The organism is Pseudomonas mendocina (genome assembly GCF_900636545.1).
GTDB lineage: Bacteria > Pseudomonadota > Gammaproteobacteria > Pseudomonadales > Pseudomonadaceae > Aquipseudomonas > Aquipseudomonas mendocina.
In genome coordinates this window covers 538,030-558,188 of sequence record NZ_LR134290.1, presented here as the reverse complement: position 1 = coordinate 558,188, position 20,159 = coordinate 538,030, and the positions used below count along the sequence as shown (strand labels likewise).

The 20,159-nt window shown below is 64.1% G+C and carries 20 protein-coding genes; 8 read left to right on the top strand and 12 right to left on the bottom strand.

Annotated elements, in window-relative coordinates:
• Positions 1-40 precede the first annotated feature (40 nt).
• A complete protein-coding gene (locus tag EL191_RS02600) occupies positions 41-580 on the bottom strand; it encodes a TetR/AcrR family transcriptional regulator (protein ID WP_080764240.1) in 540 nt (179 codons plus the stop codon).
• A 166-nt stretch (positions 581-746) separates the two neighbouring features.
• Between EL191_RS02600 and yccS the strand changes: the two genes are divergently transcribed.
• The 4 genes from yccS (at position 747) to EL191_RS02580 (ending at position 5,699) form a co-directional block, all read left to right on the top strand.
• The gene (gene yccS / locus EL191_RS02595; protein ID WP_041976264.1) at positions 747-2,918 is read left to right on the top strand and encodes a YccS family putative transporter; all 2,172 of its coding nucleotides are present in this window, start codon (positions 747-749) and stop codon (positions 2,916-2,918) included.
• Positions 2,919-2,975: 57 nt separating this feature from the next.
• Positions 2,976-4,781 carry a diguanylate cyclase gene (locus tag EL191_RS02590; RefSeq protein WP_041976262.1) on the top strand — a complete coding sequence of 602 codons (1,806 nt, stop codon included), beginning with the start codon at positions 2,976-2,978 and terminating at the stop codon, positions 4,779-4,781.
• A gap of 43 nt (positions 4,782-4,824) precedes the next feature.
• Positions 4,825-5,307, top strand: coding sequence for a GreA/GreB family elongation factor (locus EL191_RS02585; protein ID WP_013713651.1), 483 nt, complete (start codon positions 4,825-4,827; stop codon positions 5,305-5,307).
• A gap of 158 nt (positions 5,308-5,465) precedes the next feature.
• Positions 5,466-5,699 (top strand): DUF2789 domain-containing protein, encoded by a 234-nt coding sequence (locus tag EL191_RS02580; RefSeq protein WP_013713650.1) that lies wholly within the window; start codon positions 5,466-5,468, stop codon positions 5,697-5,699.
• A gap of 93 nt (positions 5,700-5,792) precedes the next feature.
• Here EL191_RS02580 and EL191_RS02575 read toward each other — a convergent pair whose 3' ends face one another.
• The 3 genes from EL191_RS02575 to EL191_RS24460 are packed head-to-tail and all read right to left on the bottom strand — an operon-like array spanning position 5,793 to position 7,923.
• Positions 5,793-6,284 carry a YgjP-like metallopeptidase domain-containing protein gene (locus EL191_RS02575; protein ID WP_041976260.1) on the bottom strand — a complete coding sequence of 164 codons (492 nt, stop codon included), beginning with the start codon at positions 6,282-6,284 and terminating at the stop codon, positions 5,793-5,795.
• A 48-nt stretch (positions 6,285-6,332) separates the two neighbouring features.
• Positions 6,333-7,433: a PQQ-dependent sugar dehydrogenase gene (locus EL191_RS02570; protein ID WP_041976258.1), complete on the bottom strand. Its 1,101-nt coding sequence runs from the start codon at positions 7,431-7,433 to the stop codon at positions 6,333-6,335.
• Positions 7,434-7,446: 13 nt separating this feature from the next.
• A complete protein-coding gene (locus EL191_RS24460; RefSeq protein ID WP_017360573.1) occupies positions 7,447-7,923 on the bottom strand; it encodes a hypothetical protein in 477 nt (158 codons plus the stop codon).
• A 372-nt stretch (positions 7,924-8,295) separates the two neighbouring features.
• Here EL191_RS24460 and EL191_RS02560 point away from each other — a divergent pair, with 372 nt between their 5' ends.
• Complete coding sequence (locus EL191_RS02560; RefSeq protein WP_017360574.1) at positions 8,296-8,979, top strand: polysaccharide lyase family 7 protein; 684 nt, start codon at positions 8,296-8,298, stop codon at positions 8,977-8,979.
• An 86-nt stretch (positions 8,980-9,065) separates the two neighbouring features.
• Here the strand turns inward: EL191_RS02560 and fba are convergent, their stop codons facing one another.
• From fba to EL191_RS02525, 7 genes are all read right to left on the bottom strand, one after another.
• Positions 9,066-10,130, bottom strand: coding sequence for a class II fructose-bisphosphate aldolase (fba, locus tag EL191_RS02555; RefSeq protein WP_003458863.1), 1,065 nt, complete (start codon positions 10,128-10,130; stop codon positions 9,066-9,068).
• A gap of 123 nt (positions 10,131-10,253) precedes the next feature.
• Entirely contained in the window at positions 10,254-10,580 is a 327-nt protein-coding gene (locus tag EL191_RS02550) for an MliC family protein (protein WP_013713645.1), read from the bottom strand.
• Between the two features lie 13 nt (positions 10,581-10,593).
• Positions 10,594-10,779 (bottom strand): hypothetical protein, encoded by a 186-nt coding sequence (locus EL191_RS02545; protein ID WP_041976255.1) that lies wholly within the window; start codon positions 10,777-10,779, stop codon positions 10,594-10,596.
• A gap of 104 nt (positions 10,780-10,883) precedes the next feature.
• On the bottom strand, positions 10,884-12,044 hold the full coding sequence (locus EL191_RS02540) for a phosphoglycerate kinase (RefSeq protein WP_041976253.1): 1,161 nt from the start codon (positions 12,042-12,044) through the stop codon (positions 10,884-10,886).
• A gap of 3 nt (positions 12,045-12,047) precedes the next feature.
• On the bottom strand, positions 12,048-13,115 hold the full coding sequence (gene epd, locus EL191_RS02535) for an erythrose-4-phosphate dehydrogenase (protein WP_041976250.1): 1,068 nt from the start codon (positions 13,113-13,115) through the stop codon (positions 12,048-12,050).
• Between the two features lie 63 nt (positions 13,116-13,178).
• Positions 13,179-15,179 carry a transketolase gene (gene tkt / locus EL191_RS02530; protein WP_041976247.1) on the bottom strand — a complete coding sequence of 667 codons (2,001 nt, stop codon included), beginning with the start codon at positions 15,177-15,179 and terminating at the stop codon, positions 13,179-13,181.
• 109 nt (positions 15,180-15,288) lie between these two features.
• Complete coding sequence (locus EL191_RS02525; RefSeq protein WP_041976245.1) at positions 15,289-16,443, bottom strand: TDT family transporter; 1,155 nt, start codon at positions 16,441-16,443, stop codon at positions 15,289-15,291.
• 110 nt (positions 16,444-16,553) lie between these two features.
• Between EL191_RS02525 and EL191_RS02520 the strand changes: the two genes are divergently transcribed.
• The 3 genes from EL191_RS02520 (at position 16,554) to metK (ending at position 19,731) form a co-directional block, all read left to right on the top strand.
• Positions 16,554-17,435 (top strand): LysR family transcriptional regulator, encoded by an 882-nt coding sequence (locus tag EL191_RS02520; protein ID WP_013713639.1) that lies wholly within the window; start codon positions 16,554-16,556, stop codon positions 17,433-17,435.
• Positions 17,436-17,538: 103 nt separating this feature from the next.
• Positions 17,539-18,540, top strand: a complete 1,002-nt coding sequence (locus tag EL191_RS02515; RefSeq protein WP_041976243.1) for an ArsR/SmtB family transcription factor — start codon at positions 17,539-17,541, stop codon at positions 18,538-18,540.
• Positions 18,541-19,731 carry a methionine adenosyltransferase gene (gene metK / locus EL191_RS02510; RefSeq protein ID WP_013713637.1) on the top strand — a complete coding sequence of 397 codons (1,191 nt, stop codon included), beginning with the start codon at positions 18,541-18,543 and terminating at the stop codon, positions 19,729-19,731.
• A 61-nt stretch (positions 19,732-19,792) separates the two neighbouring features.
• On the opposite strand, the gene EL191_RS02505 is transcribed toward metK, so the two are convergent.
• Complete coding sequence (locus EL191_RS02505; RefSeq protein ID WP_041976241.1) at positions 19,793-20,104, bottom strand: hypothetical protein; 312 nt, start codon at positions 20,102-20,104, stop codon at positions 19,793-19,795.
• Positions 20,105-20,159: the final 55 nt, after the last annotated feature.

The following is a 20,159-nucleotide window of genomic DNA, read 5'->3' as shown; positions in this document are numbered from 1 at the left end:
TCAGTCCAAAATTAAACGAACGAAAACCGCGCGGGCTTGCTCACTGGCTGCCCAGGCTGGACATCACCACCGCCACGGTGGCGCGGATCGACTCCGCCGGCACCGCGGATTTCACCTGCGTGCGCAGCCCGCTCATCACGCACTGCAGGTAGCCCGCTCGAGCCGCGAGGTCCTGGCCGTTGCGCAGCTCCCCGCAGGCCACGGCACGCGCCAACGCCTCTTCGAACACCTGGCAGAAACCCGCCGTGGCCTGCCGCAGAACCGGTACCAGCGCCGGCTCCGAAAGAGAAAACTCGTTAGCGACGTTGACCAGCATGCAGCCTCGCGGCACACCACCGGGGCCGTCATCTTCGAGCACACTGAGCAGGCGCTCATGGATGAAGGCAAGCGGCGAGGCGCTGGCCTGCAACTGCTCAAGCAGCAAAGCGCGGCGCTGAGCGACGTAGCGGCTGAACGCAGCGATGAACCAGGCCTGTTTGCTCGGGTAGGTCTGATACAGGCTGCTCTTGGACAGCCCGGTGGCCGCCTGCAGGTCCTGTAGCGATGCGGCCTCGTAGCCGCGCTGCCAGAACAACTGCATGGCGTTTTCCAGGGCCTGGTCCGGGCAGAAGCTTTTGGGTCGTCCACGTGTCGTCATGGGGCATATTTGGAACCATTCAGTCCAAAACGTCAATCACGTGCCCGCCCAATACCCAGCGACCAGCGAGTCGGGTAGTCTGCCCGCAATGCTTCAGACAAGGCCCCGTATGCCTCGCCCTAGACTTCGCCAATCGCTACGCCGCCTCTGGGCACTGGACAAGTTCAGCACAAGCCTACGGGTGTTCATCGCCCTGGCCGGAGCCCTTGCGCTGTGCTGGTGGCAGGGCTGGATGCACGGGCTGATTCCGTTGTTCCTCGGCATCATCGCCAGCGCCCTGACCGAGACCGACGACAGCTGGCAGGGCCGCCTGGGTGCGGTGCTGGTGACCCTGGCCTGCTTCAGCGCAGCCGCGTATGCAGTGGAGTTTCTCTTTCCCTACCCCTGGCTGTTCGTCATCGCCCTGGCGCTATCGGCGTTCTGCCTGACTCTGCTCGGCGCCCTAGGCGAGCGTTTCGCCACCCTGGGCTCCGGTACGCTGATTCTCGCCGTGTACAGCATGATCGGCGTCGAGCAGCGCGGCGGCGTCGCCGGCCTGTGGCTGGAGCCGCTGCTGCTGGTCGCTGGCGCCGCCTGGTACGGACTGTTGTCGGTGATCTGGCATGGCCTGTTCGCCCATCAGCCGGTGCAGCAGAGCCTGGCCAGGCTGTTTCGCGAACTGGGCAAGTACCTCAAGCTCAAGGCAGCCCTGTTCGAACCCGTGCGCCAGTTGGACGTCGAGCAGCGCCGCCTGGAGCTGGCGCAGCAGAACGGGCGCGTGGTGTCGGCGCTCAATGCGGCCAAGGAGATCATCCTGCACCGGGTCGGCAACGGACGCCCCGGGCCCAAGGTCAATCGCTACCTGAAGCTGTACTTTCTCGCCCAGGACATTCACGAACGCGCCAGCTCCTCGCACTACCCCTACAACGAGCTGGCCGAGGCCTTCTTCCACAGCGACGTGCTGTTCCGCTGCCAGCGCCTGCTGCGCCTGCACGGTGAAGCCTGCCAACGCCTGGGCAGCGCCATCGAGCTGCGCCAGCCCTTCGAGTATCGCGAACTGTGCAGCCAGGCACTGGAAGACCTGCATGCGTCGCTCGACCATCTGCATCTGCAAAGCAACCCGGCCTGGCGCCGCCTGCTGCGCTCACTCGGCGCACTGGCCGGCAACCTGGCCAGCCTCGACCTGCTGCTCGGCAACGCCAGCAACCCCGATGCCCTGGCCGATGAACAGGACAGCAGCCTGCTCGACCGCGAACCGCATTCGCTGCGCGAAGTCGCCGAGCGCATCGGCCAGCAGCTGACACCCACCTCGTTACTGTTTCGCCACGCCTTGCGCCTGTCCCTCGCCCTGGCCGCCGGTTACGGCCTGCTGCACCTGATTCACCCGGCCCAGGGCTACTGGATTCTGCTGACCACTCTGTTCGTCTGCCAGCCGAACTATGGCGCCACGCGCCTGAAGCTGGTGCAGCGCATCGTCGGCACCTTGCTCGGCCTGGGGCTTGGCTGGGCGCTGTTCGACCTGTTCCCCGATCCGCGTATCCAGGCGCTGTTCGCCGTTGTTGCCGGGGTCGCTTTTTTCGCCACGCGCAGCACCCGCTACACCCTGGCTACGGCGGCGATCACCCTGCTGGTGCTGTTCTGCTTCAATCAGGTCGGCGATGGCTACGGCCTGTTCCTGCCGCGCCTGGTCGATACCTTGCTGGGCGGCATGATCGCCGGGCTGGCGGTATTCCTGATCCTGCCGGACTGGCAAGGCCGGCGCCTGGGCCGCATGCTCGCCGGCACGCTGAGCTGCAATAGCGCCTACCTGCGGCAAATCATCGCCCAGTACGCACGCGGTAAGCGTGACGACCTCGGCTACCGCCTGGCCCGACGTAACGCGCACAATGCCGATGCCGCACTGTCCACCACCCTCGGCAACATGCTGATGGAGCCGGGGCACTTCCGTAAGGATGCCGACCTCGGCTTTCGCTTCCTGGTGCTGTCGCACACCCTGCTCAGCTACCTCTCCGCACTCGGCGCACATCGCGGCGAGCAGTTGCCGCAGGCGGCCCAGGCACAACTGCTGGAACAGGCCGAAGCGCTGGCGAGCAGTCTCGATGAAATCGCCACCGGCCTGCGCGGCGAGCAACCCCTGGCCATTCACAGCGACGAGGAACAGGCGCTGGCGCAGAGCCTGGAGCAGATCGCCGATGATGTCGACGAACGCCAGCGCCTGGTGCAAACGCAACTGGCGCTGATCTGCCGCCAACTGGCGCCGCTGCGTACACTGGCGGCACACCTGCAGAAGGATGCCCACTAGCCGCACCGCTTGGCTTTCTGCCACTATCTGACGACGCCTATTTCCCAGGCCTTGCCCATGCCAGCCAACCGACACGCCGCCCCTGCCTTCCCGGTCTCGTTGCCGGGTCTGCTGCTGGTGTGCTGCCTGCTGCTGGCCAGCCAGCTCTCCCTGGCCGCCACGCACCTGGACGACACCAGTGCGCCGCAGGATCTTTACGGCCTGGTGGATTTTCTCGCCGACCCACAGGGCACCCTGAGCCTGGACGACGTCCGCGCCGCCGATGCGCCATTTGAGCCCTCACTGAAGCGCCGCGATCTGAGCTTCGGCTATGTGCCGGGGGTGATCTGGCTGCGCCTGCCCCTGCAATCGGAGGCCCAGCAAGCACGTACCTGGCGCCTGGAACTGAACTACGCGTCGCTGGATGAAGTACGCCTCTACGACATCGGCGCCGACAGCGTGCGCGAGTCGCGCAGTGGCGATACCGTGCCCTACGCCGAGCGCGCCGTTGGTCATCGCTATCCGGTATTCGAGATCACTCTGCAACCTGGCGAACAGCGCACGCTGTACCTACGCGTCGATTCGCGGGGCAGCATGACCCTCAGCGGCGCACTGATGTCGCTGCGCGATTTCGAGCAGCACAGCCAGAATGGCTATCTGGTACACGCCATCTACTTTGGCGTCCTGATCGCGCTAGGTCTGTACAACCTGTTGCTGTTTCTCGCCCTGCGCGAACGGCCCTTCCTCAACTACGTGTTGTTCATGTGCGCCTTCGCCCTCAGCGTGCTGTCGCTCAACGGTCTTGGCGCGCAGTATCTGTGGTCCGAGGCGGCGCCCTGGAGCAACCGCATGCTGCCGGTCAGCCTGACGTCGGCGGCCCTGCTGTCGGTGATTTTCGCCCGCAGCTTTCTCGACACCCGCCAGTGGCTGCCGCGCTGGGACAGGGGCCTGCTGGTGCTGTGCATCGCCATCGGCGGCGCTGTATTAGCCACGGTGCTGCTGCCGGTGCAGCACGCGCTGCAGCTGATGTCGATGACCGGCCTGATCGCCACCCTGACGCTGCTGGTCACCAGCTTCGTCTGCGTCGGCTATCGGGTGCCCGGTGCGCGCCTGTTCGCCCTGGCCTGGCTGATGCTGCTGACGGGCGCTGTGCTGCTGGCACTGCGCAACTTCGCCCTGATTCCGTCGAACTTTCTCACCCTGTACGCCATGCAGATCGGCTCGGGGCTGGAGATGATCCTGCTGTCCTTCGCCCTGGCCGCGCGCTTCAATGAACTCAAGCGCCAGCGCGAGGCGGCGCTGCAACTCAATGAGCAGGTGCTCGCCAAGCGGGTCACCGAACGCACCCTGGCGCTGGAGCAGGCCAATCAGCGTCTCAGCGAACTGGCGCTGCAGGACCCGCTGACCGGCCTGGCCAATCGCACCGCACTGCAGCAACATCTGGATCAGGCCCTGGCACGCAGCCTGCGTCGCGACGAATTGCTGGCCGTGATGCTGATCGACCTCGATGGTTTCAAGCCGATCAACGATCAGCACGGGCACGGATTTGGCGACCAGGTGCTGGCGGAAATCGCCGGACGCTTGCGCCAGTACATTCGCGACGCCGACCTGCCCGCGCGCCTGGGCGGTGACGAGTTCGTGGTGATCTGCGAGAACGTACAGTCGGCTGAGGATGCCCAGGACCTGGCCAAGCGCCTGCTGGAAGGGCTGGACACGCCGATGTATCTGGAAGATCGTGCCGTGCGCGTCGGTGCCAGCATCGGCATCGCCCTGACACGCGGCGGCGATGATGCCACCACGCTGATTCGCCTGGCCGACGCGGCCATGTACCGAGCCAAGGCCGAAGGCCGCAACCGCGTGCAGCTGGCTACCCAGAATCCTTGAAAATGGGCATGGCCCATCGCCTCACCCGAACCGATAACGCTCCATGGACAAGAATCTGCTGCTGCAAGACGTGCTCACCCATCTGCAGGCCGACCTCGAGCAGGCCAGCCTCGCCGCCCTCACCGCCCATGAAGCGGCCACCCATGAGGAGAACGTCGCCGAGAACAAGTACGACACCCTGGGCCTGGAGGCCGCCTACCTGGCCAGCGGGCAGGCGCGCCGAGTCGAAGAGTTGCGCCAGACCCTGATCACCTGGCGCCAGTTGCGCCCGCGGCCATTCGACGCGGCGCAAGGCATCGAACTGGGCGCGCTGATCCTGCTGGCCAGCGAAGACGGTCACGAGCAGTGGCTGTTCCTCGGCCCGCAAGGCGCCAGCATGAAACTGCAGCATGCTGGGCAGAGCATCCAGGTACTGGGCAATGCTGCACCGCTGGGACGCCTGCTGCTCGGCAAGCATCCCGGCGACGAAATCAACCTGCCGATGGGCCAGCGGCTGCAAGCCTTCGAGGTATTGACGGTCGATTGAGGGCGCCTCTAGAAACGTAGGCGACGACTGCATGGATGCAGGAGGTAAAGCGACGCAGGAAGCCAAAGCCGAGGTAGTTTTTAGAGGTGCCCTTGAGCGGAACTATCTGCGCCTGGGTTGGGTAATTAAAGATGAACCTCTCGTTTGGAGCCCCCATCATGGAAAAGCCCGTCCACAGCCTGCCCGCGCTGTTCAAGCAACTCGGCTTGCCCGACGATGCCGACAGCATCAACGCCTTCATCAGCACCCATTCGCCGCTGCCTGATGCCTGCAAACTGTCCGATGCGCCGTTCTGGACGCCAGCTCAGGCCGCGCTGCTGCGTGAGGAAATTCTCGAAGACGCCGACTGGGCGCCGGTGGTCGACCAGCTCAACGTGCGCCTGCACGGCTGAGCCTATAGGGTGCGCTGTGCGCGCGAAAGACGATGTCCGTGGTGCGCATAGCGTCCCCTACGGATCGTGTCGTACCGCTGATCCTGCAGGCTATCAGGCCGAGCCCGTCATCTCGCGCCAGGTCAGGAACATGCGCAGGTCGAACTCGATCTGCACGTAGCCTGGCAGCATATGATCGCAAAGCTTGTAGAAGGCCTTGTTGTGCTCGGCCTCCTTAAGGTGCGCCAACTCGTGCACCACGATCATCTCCAGAAAGGCTGGCGCGGCATCGCGAAACAGCGAGGCGACGCGAATCTCCTTCTTGGCCTTGAGCTTGCCACCCTGCACCCGCGAGATCGCCGTGTGCAGGCCCAGGGCGCGATGGGTGAGGTCGAGGCGATTGTCGTAGAGCACCTTGTCGATAGCCGGCGCGTTCTTCAGGTGCTCCTGCTTGAGTGCCATCACGTAGCCGTACAGCGCCTTGTCACTCTGCACTTCGTGTCGCCCCGGATAACGCTGCGCCAGGTAGTCACCCAGCCGATCATCGGCGATCAGCTGGCGGACCTGCTGCTGCACGGTAACCGGATAACCCTGTAGATACTTCAACGATACGATCCCGCTTTCATCTGGACCGTCAGTGTACCGGATGGCGCCTCACTCGCTGGGAACCACACGCAACAGACGCCCCTCTGGGTTATCGGTGAGCAGATAGAGCGCGCCATCCGGCCCGCCTCGCACATCGCGAATACGCTCGTCCAGCTCCTCGAAGAGAATTTCCTCGCCGGCCAGCATGCCGTCGCGCACTCGGATACGGCGTACGCTGCGTTCGGCCAGGGTGGCGGCGAACAGGTCACCCTTCCAATCGGGGAACAGCTCACCGCGATACAGCGTCAGGCTCGACGGCGCGACTGAAGGCGTCCAGTGCAGCAGCGGCGAGATCAGCCCCGGCAACTCGGTGTAGGGGCTGACCCGCGCGCCGGTGTAGTCGATGCCGAAGGTCGCCAGCGGCCAGCCGTAGTTGTTGCCGGGCTCAATCAGGTTGAGCTCGTCGCCCCCGCGCGGTCCGTGCTCGTGGCTGTAGAGGCGATTGTGCTCGGCGTCGAAGAAGATGCCCTGAACGTTGCGGTGACCGAGGCTGTAGATCTCCGGCGCGGCCCCATCCTGCTCAACCAGCGGGTTGTCCTGCGGCACGCTGCCGTCGCGGTTCAGACGTACGATCTTGCCCAGGTGATTGGCCGGATTCTGCGCCTCCTCACGCCAGTCGAAGCCGTCGCCTAGCGTCAGCACCAGGGTCTTGTCGGCCAGGAAGGCGATACGCCCGCCATAGTGTGCAGCGCCGGCCTTGAGCGGCTGAGCGGTAAACAGCACTTCGAAGTCATGCAGCTCGTCGTCCACCAGGCGAGCACGCGCCAGCCGCGTGTTGTTGGCCTCCAGCGAGCCGTGCGCGTAGCTCAGGTACAGCCAGCGGTTGTCGCTGTAGTCCGGGTCCAGCGCCACTTCCATCAGCCCGGCCTGGGCCGCGATGAAAGCCTCGGGCAGGCCCGCGACGGGCTGGGGGTCGACACTGCCATCGGCTTCGACGATGCGCAGGCGCCCGACCCGCTCGGTGACCAGCAGGCGGCCATCCGGCAGGAAGGCCATCGCCCAGGGGTTCTCCAGGCCTTCGCTGAAGGTTTCGATGCGGTAATCCAGCGCCTGCAAGGGCGTACTGACCAGCAGGGCGCCGAACAATAGCGCGCGGGTACTTCTCAACATGGGCAACGCCTTGTCACAGAGAGTCGGAAGAGGTCGGCTGCGTCCGATAGCGCACGCGTCGGCCCAGCAGGCCGAACAGCAGCGCGCCGACACTGCCGCAGGCCATCAGTCCAAGCGTACCGAACGGGCTGCGATCAGCGGCGATCAGCGTCGGCATCGGCGCTACGGCGTTGGCCAAGGCCAGAGCCGACCAGATGGCCATCGCGCCAGCCAGCACGAAGATCAGCCAGCGCAGGGTCGGCATGCGCCGGGCGAACCAGGCGGCCATCGGCAGGGCGACGAGAAAGCCCAGCGCACTGAGCAGGATGAAGGTTGGGGCAAAACCGAGCAGGTCGAGGCAGGTGGTGCCAACGCGCACCTCCATTGGCACCGGAGCCCCCAGGGCTTGCAGGGCGGCGAGGTTGGTCTGGGTCTGGAAGATCGAGGCAAGCAGCGAGGCCAGCAACACGGCGAGGACGAAAGCGAGCAACAGGCGCGGCTTACTGGACATGGAGAGAGTTCCCGGAACGACAGTGCACGAATTATGGCGTACCCCACCGGCCGTCATGCCCTGGGTGTTTTACAGGGTTTTACCTGTGCCGAATGTCGCCGACACCCCTCGCTTTCGTCGGGCTTTACCGCGGACCGAAAGCGCCAATGATAATGACTTTATATTGGCGCCAACAAACCGACAGACGGCTATCACGCTTTTACCCCGGATGCCGCTATAAAGCGCGCCACGAGCACACTCGCTGCTCGTGACCGGCAGCCCTGCCACCCTTCTAGCTCGCGCGTCACCGGCCGGAACGCCAAGTAAGCCGTTACTGACTCCTGGATGAGATGTGTCCTCGACTGAAGTTTCCGTCTTTCAGGAGCTTTGAACATGATCGAACTTGCCATGTGGAATCTCAGCATTCCAGTCGGCGTCCCTGCGACCACCATCGAGACCCGTGTGCTGGCCGGTGGTTACCAGGATCATTATTTCCAGTCCAGGGATGGCGCCATCTTCTTCTGGTCACCGGTCAACGGCACCACCACCGAAAGCGCCACCTATCCGCGCAGCGAGCTGCGCGAGACCTACGCCGATGGCAGCCTGCGCAACTGGACCTACCCGGGCGCCGATCACGTGCTGAGCGCCAGGCTGAGCGTCAGCCAGGTACCCTCGACCGGCAAGATCGTCATCGGCCAGATCCACGCTCACAAAAGCTCGATGCCGCTGCTCAAGCTGGAGTACCAGTACAAGACCAAGACCGCCAACGGCAATATCGTCGCTAAGATCCGCATGACGCCGGATGCGGAAATTCAGACGGTCACCGTGGCCAGCGGCATCGCGCTCGATCAGGCGTTCAGCTATGTGATCAACCTCAAGCACGACGGCACCCTGGCGATCCAGCTCGACAGGAACAACTGGAGCACCCGCCTCGACTCATCCTGGGCGACCAAAGCGCTGTACTTCAAGGCTGGCGTCTACACACAGGACAACACCGGCTACGAAACCGAAGCCGGCGCCGCACGCTTCGACCAGTTGAACATCGAGCATCGCGCATTGCTCAGCACAGCGCCCTGAGACCTGAACGGCAGGCATGAAAAAACCGCGACGCTTGCGCAGTCGCGGCTTTCGGCTGGTCCAAGCGGGCCTTGGCCCGCGTCGGATCAGTTGACCTTGGCGTTCAGCTCGCCGCTGGCATAGCGCTGGTACATACCTTCCAGGGAGATCGGCTTGATCTTGGAGGCGTTGCCTGCGGTGCCGAAGGCTTCGTAGCGGGCGATGCAGATGTCACGCATGGCGACGATGGTCTTGGCGAAGAACTTGCGCGGGTCGAACTCGCTCGGGTGCTCGGCCATCATGCGGCGGATCGCGCCGGTGGAAGCCAGGCGCAGGTCGGTGTCGATATTGACCTTACGCACGCCGTGCTTGATGCCCTCGACGATTTCCTCGACCGGCACACCATAGGTTTCCTTGATGTCGCCGCCGAATTCGTTGATCACCTTCAACCATTCCTGCGGAACGGAGGAAGAACCGTGCATCACCAGGTGAGTGTTGGGGATGCGCTTGTGAATTTCCTTGATGCGCTCAATGGAGAGCACGTCACCGGTTGGCGGCTTGGTGAACTTGTAGGCGCCGTGGCTGGTGCCAATGGCGATGGCCAGGGCGTCGACCTGGGTCTTTTTGACGAAGTCGGCAGCCTCTTCCGGATCAGTCAGCAGTTGGCTGTGATCCAGTACGCCTTCGGCGCCGACGCCGTCTTCTTCACCGGCCATACCGGTTTCCAGGCTGCCCAGGCAACCCAGCTCGCCTTCCACGGACACGCCGCAGGCATGGGCGAACGCCACGGTCTGCTGGGTCACGCGGACGTTGTAGTCGTAGTCGGCCGGGGTCTTGCCGTCTTCCTTCAGCGAGCCGTCCATCATCACCGAGGAAAAACCCAGCTGGATGGAACGCTGGCACACGTCAGGGCTGGTGCCGTGATCCTGGTGCATGCACACCGGGATGTGCGGGAATTCTTCGATGGCAGCCAGGATCAGGTGGCGCAGGAACGGCGCACCGGCGTACTTGCGGGCACCAGCGGAGGCCTGGACGATGACCGGCGAATCGGTCTTGTCGGCGGCTTCCATGATGGCGCGCATCTGCTCGAGGTTGTTGACGTTGAAGGCCGGCACGCCGTAGCCGAATTCGGCGGCGTGGTCGAGCATCTGGCGCATGCTGATAAGTGCCATGGTGTTTCTGTCTCCCGGTTTGGAGGTCGTTAATCGTGCAAGCCTGCCGCAGGGGCAGGCGTTGTTCAAGTTTCGTGAAGCTGGGACATGCCCGCCGCTCCCTCCTCGGCATCACCGAGGATGTTACGGAGCCTTGCAGCCGCGGCCTATCAGGTCATCGGTGGCCGTCCAGTAGACCAGCCCTTCCTCTCCCTTGGTGTGAAAGGACAGGCGTCCATCGCTGTACAGCGCACCGGACGCGGCCGGTTCCTGCGTCAAGCGATAGACAATGTCATCACCACCCAGGCGCACGTCCACCTGGTCGAAGCTGCCATTGGCGAAGCGCCACTGGACTTCGGCCTGGCTGTCGCACACCCAGCGATTCCACTGATCCGGCGCGGCCGGCTGGCTGCTGCAGGCTGCCAGCAGCAGGGCGATGGCAGCGAGCCCCGCCAGTTTGATCCCGCTCAATTGCCTCTCCTCGTCAGCAACGCTGTTCCGGCGCCGGGCCAGTAGGCTGGCCAGTACTTTCCTCGACACGCTGATCATCCTGAGTGGTCGGGGTTTCGATCTGCGCAGGGCTGAAGACCTCGCAGGCCGCATCCCGACCACCGCTGGCACAACCGGCCAGCAACATACCAATCACGCTCAATGCGGCTAACTTGTCCATGACACGACTCCTTGTACGATGATCCGGTTTTCTACAGACCACCCGTTCGCGTCAGGGTTTAATCAGCCGGGGCGCAGGGTGACACCCATCACCCTAGCTCGCCTTTATTGTGCGCGCTGCTCCAGCACTTCCACGGCCGGCAATACCTTGCCCTCGACGAACTCGAGGAAGGCACCGCCACCCGTGGAGATGTAGGAAATCTTCTCGGCCACGCCGTACTTGTCGATGGCCGCCAGCGTATCGCCACCACCAGCGATGGAGAACGCCGGGCTTTCGGCGATGGCCTGGGCCAGGGCCTTGGTGCCATTGCCGAACTGGTCGAACTCGAACACACCGACCGGACCGTTCCACAGGATGGTCTGCGAGGCCTTGAGCATCTCGGCGAACTGCCTGGCGGTCTGCGGGCCGATGTCGAGGATCATGTCGTCCTCGGCGACGTCCTTGACCGACTTGACGGTAGCCTCGGCGTCTTCGGCGAAGGCCTTGGCCACCACCACGTCGACCGGCAGCGGCACGCTGACCTTGGCTGCGATGGCCTTGGCGGTGTCGACCAGATCGGCCTCGTACAGCGACTTGCCCACCGGCAGGCCGGCTGCGGCGAGGAAGGTGTTGGCGATGCCGCCACCGACGATCAGCGAGTCGCAGATGTCGGCCAGGGAGTTGAGCACGTCGAGCTTGGTCGACACCTTGGAGCCGGCGACGATGGCCAGCATCGGCCGCGCCGGTTTGTCCAGGGCCTTGCCCAAAGCATCCAGCTCGGCAGCCAGCAAGGGACCTGCGCAGGCGACCTTGGCGAACTTGGCCACGCCATGGGTCGAGCCCTGGGCACGGTGGGCAGTACCGAAGGCGTCCATGACGAACACGTCGCACAGGGCAGCATACTGCTGAGCCAGCTCGTCGGTGTTCTTCTTCTCGCCCTTGTTGAAGCGCACGTTCTCCAGCAGCACCAGTTCGCCGGCCTTGACCTCGACGCCACCGAGGTAGTCCTTGACCAGCGGCACCTCACGGCCGAGCGCCTTGCTCAGGTAGGCAGCCACCGGTGCCAGGCTGTCTTCTTCGCTGTAGACACCCTCTTCCGGGCGCCCGAGGTGCGAGCAAACCAGTACGGCCGCGCCTTTTTCCAGCGCCAGCTTGATGGTCGGCAGCGAGGCGAGGATACGCGCGTCGCTCTTGACCACACCGTCCTTCACCGGGACGTTGAGGTCTTCGCGGATCAGCACGCGCTTACCGTTGAGGTCGAGGTCGGTCATCTTCAGAACGGTCATGGATCAGTCCTTCACGGGGGCTGGTTGTACGGGGGAAGTGGATACAGCGAGAAAATGTTCGGCGACATCGAGCATACGGTTGGCGAAGCCCCACTCGTTGTCGAACCAGGCCAGCAGGTTGACCAGACGCGGGCCGGACACGCGGGTCTGGCTGCCGTCGACGATGGCCGAGTGCGGGTCGTGGTTGAAGTCGCAGCTGGCATGCGGCAATTCGGTGTAGGCCAGCTGCCCCTTGAGCGGGCCGCTTTCCGCTGCCAGGCGCAGCACGCGGTTGATCTCTTCTGCCGAGGTGTCGCGTGCGGTCTGCAGGGTGATGTCCAGGCAGGAGACGTTCACCGTCGGCACGCGGATGGCCTTGGCCTGGATGCGCCCGGCCAGCTCCGGCAGCAAACGCTCGATACCACGGGCCAGGCCGGTGGACACCGGAATCACCGACTGGAAGGCCGAGCGCGTGCGGCGCAGGTCTTCGTGGTGATAGGCATCGATCACGGGCTGGTCATTCATCGCCGAGTGGATGGTGGTAATGGAGACGTACTCCAGACCCACCACCTCGTCGAGAAGTTTCAACAGCGGCACACCGCAGTTGGTGGTACAGGACGCATTCGACACCAGGCGCTCGGCACCGCTCAGGCACTGCTGATTGACGCCAAAGACAACGGTGGCGTCGATATCCGTCTCGCTCGCCATCGGCTGCGACAGCAACACGCGCGGCGCGCCGGCATCGAGAAAACGCTCGGCATCGGCGCGCGTGGTGTACTGCCCGGAGCATTCGAGCAGCAGGTCGATATCCAGCGCCGCCCAGTCGATGGCCTCCGGCTCGCTTTGACGCAACACCTTCACGCAGTCGCCATTGATGTGCAGGCAGTCGCCATCGACCTTCACCTCACCGGGGAAACGGCCGTGGGTAGAGTCGAAGCGGGTCAGGTATTCGACGCTGGCCTGGTCGGCCAGGTCGTTGAGCGCGACGATTTCCAGGCTCGACGAGTTGCCACGCTCATGCAACGCGCGCAGCACGCAACGGCCAATACGGCCATAGCCGTTGAGGGCGACACGAAAGGGGCGATTGGACATGGTGTCTCGCAGGTTCGCAGTTCGGCGCCCTCCCCCGTTCGCGGAGGAGGGGGGGCCGAAGCATCAGGCGTCCAGCAGTTCTTCGGCGGTGCCGACGACGTTGTCGACAGTGAAGCCGAATTCTTCGAACAGCGCAGCCGCCGGGGCCGACTCACCGAAGGTAGTCATGCCGATGATGCGCCCTTCCAGGCCGACGTACTTGTACCAGAAGTCGGCATGCGCGGCTTCGATGGCGATACGCGCGCCCACTTCCAACGGCAACACGGCCTGTTTGTAAGCGGCGTCCTGCTGGTCGAACACGCTGGTCGACGGCATCGACACTACGCGCACCTTACGGCCGGCTGCGGTCAGCTTGTCGTAGGCAGCCACGGCCAGGCCGACTTCCGAGCCGGTGGCGATGAGGATCAGCTCCGGCTCACCGGCGCTGTCCTTGAGCACGTAACCACCACGGGCGACATCCGCCAGTTGCTGGGTATCGCGCTGCTGGTGCGGCAGGTTCTGGCGGCTGAATACCAGGGCACTCGGACCGTCGGCGCGCTCGATGGCGTATTTCCAGGCCACGGCGGACTCAACCGCATCGGCTGGACGCCAGGTGTCGAGGTTTGGCGTACCACGCAGGCTGGCCAGTTGCTCGATTGGCTGGTGGGTCGGGCCGTCTTCGCCGAGGCCGATGGAATCGTGGGTGAACACGTACAGGACGCGCTTTTTCATCAGTGCGGACATGCGCACCGCGTTGCGCGCGTATTCCATGAAGATCAGGAAGGTCGCACCGTACGGTACGAAACCGCCATGCAGCGCGATGCCGTTCATGATCGCGCTCATGCCGAACTCGCGCACGCCGTAGAACATGTAGTTGCCGGATGCGTCGTCGGCAGATACGCCCTTGCAGCCTTTCCACAGGGTCAGGTTGGAACCGGCCAGGTCGGCGGAGCCACCGAGGAACTCCGGCAGCAGCGGGCCGAAGGCGTTCAGCGCATTCTGGCTAGCCTTGCGACTGGCGATGGTTTCACCCTTCTCCGCCACTTCACGCACGTAGGCAGCGGCCTTCTCGGCGAAGTCGGCCGGCAGCTCGCCAGCGATGCGGCGCTTGAACTCGGCAGCCAGCTCGGGGAAGGCAGCCGCGTAGGCGGCGAATTTTTCGTTCCAGGCGGCTTCGGCGGCAGCGCCTGCTTCCTTGGCGTCCCACTCGGCATAGATATCAGCCGGGATTTCGAACGGACCGTGGTTCCAGCCCAGGGCAGCGCGGGTCAGAGCGATCTCGTCGTTGCCCAGCGGCGCGCCGTGGCACTCTTCCTTGCCCTGCTTGTTCGGCGAACCGAAACCGATGGTGGTCTTGCAGCAGATCAGAGTCGGCTGGTCCACGCTCTTGCGCGCGGTCTCGATGGCCATCTTGATCTCTTCGGCATCATGGCCGTCGACATTGCGGATCACCTGCCAACCATAGGCTTCGAAACGCTTCGGCGTATCGTCGGTGAACCAGCCTTCGACCTCGCCGTCGATGGAGATGCCGTTGTCGTCGTAAAAGGCGATCAGCTTGCCCAGGCCGAGGGTACCAGCCAGCGAGCAGACTTCATGGCTGATGCCTTCCATCATGCAGCCGTCGCCGAGGAACACGTAAGTGTTGTGGTCGACGATATCGTGGCCTTCACGGTTGAACTGCGCGCCCAGTACCTTCTCGGCAATGGCGAAACCGACGGCGTTGGCGATGCCCTGGCCGAGCGGGCCGGTGGTGGTTTCCACGCCCGGGGTGTAGCCGTATTCCGGGTGACCCGGGGTCTTGCTGTGCAGTTGACGGAAGTTCTTCAGATCGTCGATCGACAGGTCATAGCCGGTCAGGTGCAGCAGCGAATAGATCAGCATCGAACCGTGACCGTTGGACAGCACGAAGCGGTCACGATCAGCGAAGTTCGGGTTCTGCGGGTTGTGCTTCAGGTAATCGCGCCACAGCACTTCGGCGATGTCCGCCATACCCATGGGGGCACCGGGGTGGCCGCTGTTGGCTTTCTGCACAGCATCCATGCTGAGGGCACGAATGGCATTGGCTCGCTCACGACGGCTGGGCATCGCTGAATCTCCTACGGGGGCTGCTTCTGAATGAAGGGGGCGAAAAAAGGCGTCCATTTTCGCCCAGCCTGACCCCGCGGGGCAATGACAGATGGTCGTAGAGACCAAATCAGCCGGCTTGCTCGCTGAGAACAGTCACTGCCGGGCTGCCCGGCCCACCCAGGCAGGGCGCCCGAAACAGCTCACCGTGCCAGATACCGGCGAGGGTGCGACTGAACACCAGCGACCACACCGCCGCCAGTTGCACCGCCAGCACCAGGCCGACGAAAGTGAAGAAGCTCAGCCCGGTCACCGCCTGCAGCTCAAAAGTGGCCAGGGCGAACACCCCCAGGGGAAAGGTGAAGCCCCACCAGCCGAGATTGAACGGGATGTTGTCGCGGATGTAGTGGCGGGTGAACAGGGTGGCGATCACCAGCCACCACAGCCCCGCGCCCCACAGCGCCAGGCCGCCGATCAGGCCAAGGTCACGCGCCAGCTCGGCAGCGCTCGCCAGGGGCGTGCCCGCGAAAGCCAGCGGCGCGGCCTGCCCCATGCTCAGCAGACCGAGGCATCCGGTGGCCAAAGGCCCCAGCGGCAACCAACTGGTGGCGGCAAAATCGGTATCCGGCAGTTTGTGCAGGGCCAGGCGCAGCAGCACCAGGGTGATCAGCGAGAACGCCAGTGACAGCGACAAACCCCAGAGTATGAAGCCAGCCACCAACAGCTGCTGCGCAGCCACAGCACCGAGGTGCGGGGCCAACGCTCCTGCCGTGCTGGCAGCGACCTCAGGTGCGACGATAGGTAGCAGCCAGACTGCGGTGAGCTTTTCCAGCGCATGATGCTGGCGGGTGAACATCAGGTAGGGCACCAACAGCGCGCCAAGCAAGGCCAGTGCAGCATCCAGCCACCACAACAGATGCGCCAGCGCATAGACGCCCTCGCCCCAGCGCGGCACGCCGAACAGCAGCAGCCCCTTGATCAGTACCGCCAGGCCCATGGGAATGGCGCCGAGAAACATCGACTGCACCGGATGCAGCAGCATCGGCCAGACAGTTTCGCGAAACAGCATCAGGCGCAGCAGAAACAGAATGCTGAACAGGGCGAACAGGCCGACTGCAACGAACCAGAGCCCTTCGGCAAGCGGCGACAGCCCCGGCATGCTCCAGGGCAGATGAGCGATCACCAGCGCCAGTACGCCGGTGCCCATGGTCATGGCGAACCAGCCAGGGATGAAATGACGTATGACAGCCAGGGGCTCGGGTAAACGACTGAAAGGGCGCAGCATGAGTCGGGTGGTCCCGTGACATGAGTGACGACGCCAGATTAAGAATTGGCTTGCCATATGAAAAATACATATTCAGCATCCACTGCATGCCTTTCATTTATGCCTAAGCCATGAACCTGCATCACCTCAAGGTCTTTCTCGCGGTCGCCGAAGCCGGCAGCATCAGCGCCGGTGCAGAACGTCTGCATATCAGCCAGCCGGCGGTGACGCGCGAAATACGCGATCTTGAAGCCAGCCTCGACCTACGCCTGTTCGACCGCCTGCCACGCGGTGTACAGCTGACCGAAGGCGGCCTGCGCCTGCTGGACTATGCCCAACGCATCTTCAACCTGGAGCGCGCGGCCGAACGCGATCTGCGAGATTTCGCCCAACTCGAGCAGGGCGAACTGCACCTGGGCGCCAGCGCCACGCTCGGTTCATACCTGCTGCCGCCACTGCTCATCCGCTTCCGCGCCATGCACCCGCACATTTTCGTCAGCCTGGAAGTGAGCAATACCGATGTGGTGACCCGGCAACTGGATGAGGGTCGCATCAGCCTAGGCTTCGTCGAAGGCTCTTTCGCGCAGGGCGACTATGCACATCGCCTGCTGGCACGTGACGCCCTGCTACCCGTGGTATCGCCTCGCCACCCCCTGGCCAGCAGCGCCGCTCTGAAGGCCGAAAGGCTGCAGGACTATCCGCTGTACATGCGCGAGCCTGGCTCCGGCGCACGCGTCAGTATCGAGCAGGCCTACCGGGCCCATGGCCTGGAACCGCACGCTGGCATGGCCATCGGCAGCACCGAGACCCTCAAGCGCCTGCTCGCCGACGGTCAGGGCATCGCCTGGCTGTCGCAACGCGTGGTGGAGCGCGAACTGGCCAGCGGCGAACTGCATCACCTGCCCGTGCAAGATCTGCAAATCGAACGCGACCTGCACGTGCTGTGGCGCCTCGGCGCCAGCCTGAGCCCGGCGCCTGCGGCGTTCCTGGAACTTAGCCAGACACCAGACTGACAGCAACAGCAACAGCAACAGCAACAGCAACAGCAACAGCAATATCAAAACTTTTTGATATTGCTGTTGCTGTATGAAAATTGACCGACTAGACTGCGCCACCATGACTCTGCGCGCATCCCAGCTGCACTTCGACCCCTGCGACGAGCTCGCCGCCCTGTGCAAGGCCGGCGGCGACCCGCTGCGGCTGAATGTGCTGCGCGCGCTGAGCAACGATTCGTTCGGCGTGCTGGAACTGGCGCAGATTTTCGCCATCGGCCAATCGGGCATGAGCCATCACCTCAAGGTCCTGGCCCAGGCCGGGCTGGTCGCCACGCGCCGCGAAGGAAACGCGATCTTCTACCGCCGCGCACTGCCCAATGGCCGTCTGCATGCTGCCTTGCTGGACGATATCGACGAACTGCCGCTGCCCGACGACGTGCAGGCGCGCATCGCCACCGTGCATCAGCAGCGCGCCACCGTCAGCCGCGACTTCTTCGCACGCATGGCCAGCAGTTTCCAGGCGCAGCAGGACCTGATCGCCGGCCTGCCTCAGTATCGCGACAGCCTGCTGGCCCTGCTCGACGCGCTGCATTTCGCGCCTGGCGCTACAGCGCTGGAAATCGGCCCGGGTGACGGCGCCTTCCTACCCGAGCTGGCGCGTCGTTTCGCCCAGGTCACGGCACTGGACAACAGCCCGGCTATGCTCGAACTGGCCAGCCAGCGTTGCGCTGCCATCGGTCTGCACAACGTCGAGCTGAAGCTGGCCGATGCGCTGCAGGACGAGCAACGGCCCGCTGACTGCGTGGTGCTGAACATGGTGCTGCACCACTTCGCCACGCCGGCCGAGGCCTTCCGCAAGCTGGCTGGGCTGGTCGCCCCAGGTGGCAGTCTGCTGCTCAGCGAACTGTGCAGCCACGACCAGAGCTGGGCCCGCGAAGCCTGTGGCGACCTGTGGCTCGGCTTCGAACAGGACGACCTGGCGCGCTGGGCAACGGCCGCCGGCCTGACGCCCGGCGAAAGCCTCTACATTGGCCTGAAAAACGGCTTTCAGATTCAATTACGGCACTTTGCCAAACCCGATGCGCACAGCGCCTTCAGCCTCCGGCAAGAAAGGAACCGATAGATGAGCGAATATTCCCTGTTTACCTCCGAGTCCGTGTCCGAGGGGCATCCGGACAAGATCGCCGATCAGATCTCCGATGCGGTGCTCGACGCCATCATCGCCCAGGACAAGCACGCCCGCGTGGCTGTGGAAACCCTGGTCAAGACGGGCGTAGCCATCGTTGCCGGTGAAGTCACCACCAGCGCCTGGGTCGACCTGGAGCAGATCGTCCGCGACGTGATTTGCGATATCGGCTACACCAGCAGCGACGTCGGCTTCGACGGCGCCACCTGCGGCGTACTCAACATCATTGGCAAGCAGTCCCCGGACATCAACCAGGGCGTCGACCGCGCCAAGCCGGAAGATCAGGGCGCTGGCGACCAGGGCCTGATGTTCGGTTACGCCAGCAACGAAACCGACGTGCTGATGCCTGCCCCCATCGTGCTGTCGCACCGTCTGGTCGAGCGCCAGGCGGAAGCGCGCAAGTCCGGCCTGCTGCCGTGGCTGCGCCCGGATGCCAAATCCCAGGTCACCTGCCGCTACGAAAACGGCAAGGTCGCCGCCATCGACGCGGTCGTGCTGTCTACCCAGCACAACCCGGAAGTGAAATACGACGACCTGCGCGACGGCGTGATGGAGCTGATCGTCAAGCACGTGCTGCCGGCCGAACTGCTGCACAAGGACACCCAGTTCCACATCAACCCGACCGGCCAGTTCATCATCGGCGGCCCGGTGGGTGACTGCGGCCTGACCGGACGCAAGATCATCGTCGATAGCTACGGCGGCATGGCCCGTCACGGCGGCGGCGCCTTCTCCGGCAAGGACCCGTCCAAGGTCGACCGCTCGGCCGCCTACGCCGGCCGCTACGTGGCCAAGAACATCGTCGCCGCCGGCCTGGCCGAGCGCTGCGAGATCCAGGTGTCCTACGCCATCGGCGTGGCCCAGCCGACCTCCATCTCGATCAACACCTTCGGCACCCACAAGATCGCCGAAGAGAAGATCATCCAGCTGGTGCGCGAAGTGTTCGACCTGCGTCCTTATGCCATCACCCGCATGCTCGACCTGCTGCACCCGATGTATCAGGACACCGCTGCCTACGGCCACTTCGGCCGCACGCCGCAGTCCAAGACCGTCGGCAACGACAGCTTCACCACCTTCACCTGGGAACGCACCGACAAGGCTGCCGACCTGCGCGCCGCTGCCGGCCTGTAAGCCACGGCCAACAAAAAGCCCCGCCAGATCGCTCTGGCGGGGCTTTTTCGTGCCTGAGGGCTTATTTGCCGAACATCGAGCTCAGACCCTTGAGCGCATCCTTGGTAGCGCTCAGCTGGTCGGGTGTAGCAGCCTGAGTGGACGTATCAGCCTCGGCAGCCAGACGCTCACAACCGACATCGAGCGAAGCCAGGGTTTCATTGGCCTTGTCGTTACCTGCCAGTTGCGCCAGTTGCTTGAGCTGGGCCAGACCGTCCTGATTGGCAGCCAGCTGCTGCTGGCATTTGTCCTGGAGCGAGGCGACCTCGGCGGCATGGGAAGAAAGGCAAGCGAAGGCCAGAGCGGCGAAGCAGGCAATAGACGCAATACGCATTGTGAAGACCTCTATGGGTTTGAGGCCCGGCTGTCCATGCGCCCCCGCCGGGCAA

Coding starts and splice junctions, on each gene's coding strand:
- yccS (WP_041976264.1), top strand. CDS start 747: ATGCCTCGCCCTAGACTTCGCCAATCGCTACGCCGCCTCTGGGCACTG.
- epd (WP_041976250.1), bottom strand. CDS start 13,115: ATGTCCAATCGCCCCTTTCGTGTCGCCCTCAACGGCTATGGCCGTATT.
- EL191_RS02580 (WP_013713650.1), top strand. CDS start 5,466: ATGGAAAAGCCCGTCCACAGCCTGCCCGCGCTGTTCAAGCAACTCGGC.
- fba (WP_003458863.1), bottom strand. CDS start 10,130: ATGGCACTTATCAGCATGCGCCAGATGCTCGACCACGCCGCCGAATTC.
- tkt (WP_041976247.1), bottom strand. CDS start 15,179: ATGCCCAGCCGTCGTGAGCGAGCCAATGCCATTCGTGCCCTCAGCATG.
- EL191_RS02545 (WP_041976255.1), bottom strand. CDS start 10,779: ATGGACAAGTTAGCCGCATTGAGCGTGATTGGTATGTTGCTGGCCGGT.
- EL191_RS02525 (WP_041976245.1), bottom strand. CDS start 16,443: ATGCTGCGCCCTTTCAGTCGTTTACCCGAGCCCCTGGCTGTCATACGT.
- EL191_RS02515 (WP_041976243.1), top strand. CDS start 17,539: ATGACTCTGCGCGCATCCCAGCTGCACTTCGACCCCTGCGACGAGCTC.
- EL191_RS02600 (WP_080764240.1), bottom strand. CDS start 580: ATGCAGTTGTTCTGGCAGCGCGGCTACGAGGCCGCATCGCTACAGGAC.
- EL191_RS02505 (WP_041976241.1), bottom strand. CDS start 20,104: ATGCGTATTGCGTCTATTGCCTGCTTCGCCGCTCTGGCCTTCGCTTGC.
- EL191_RS02560 (WP_017360574.1), top strand. CDS start 8,296: ATGATCGAACTTGCCATGTGGAATCTCAGCATTCCAGTCGGCGTCCCT.
- EL191_RS02520 (WP_013713639.1), top strand. CDS start 16,554: ATGAACCTGCATCACCTCAAGGTCTTTCTCGCGGTCGCCGAAGCCGGC.
- EL191_RS02585 (WP_013713651.1), top strand. CDS start 4,825: ATGGACAAGAATCTGCTGCTGCAAGACGTGCTCACCCATCTGCAGGCC.
- EL191_RS02570 (WP_041976258.1), bottom strand. CDS start 7,433: ATGTTGAGAAGTACCCGCGCGCTATTGTTCGGCGCCCTGCTGGTCAGT.
- metK (WP_013713637.1), top strand. CDS start 18,541: ATGAGCGAATATTCCCTGTTTACCTCCGAGTCCGTGTCCGAGGGGCAT.
- EL191_RS24460 (WP_017360573.1), bottom strand. CDS start 7,923: ATGTCCAGTAAGCCGCGCCTGTTGCTCGCTTTCGTCCTCGCCGTGTTG.
- EL191_RS02590 (WP_041976262.1), top strand. CDS start 2,976: ATGCCAGCCAACCGACACGCCGCCCCTGCCTTCCCGGTCTCGTTGCCG.
- EL191_RS02540 (WP_041976253.1), bottom strand. CDS start 12,044: ATGACCGTTCTGAAGATGACCGACCTCGACCTCAACGGTAAGCGCGTG.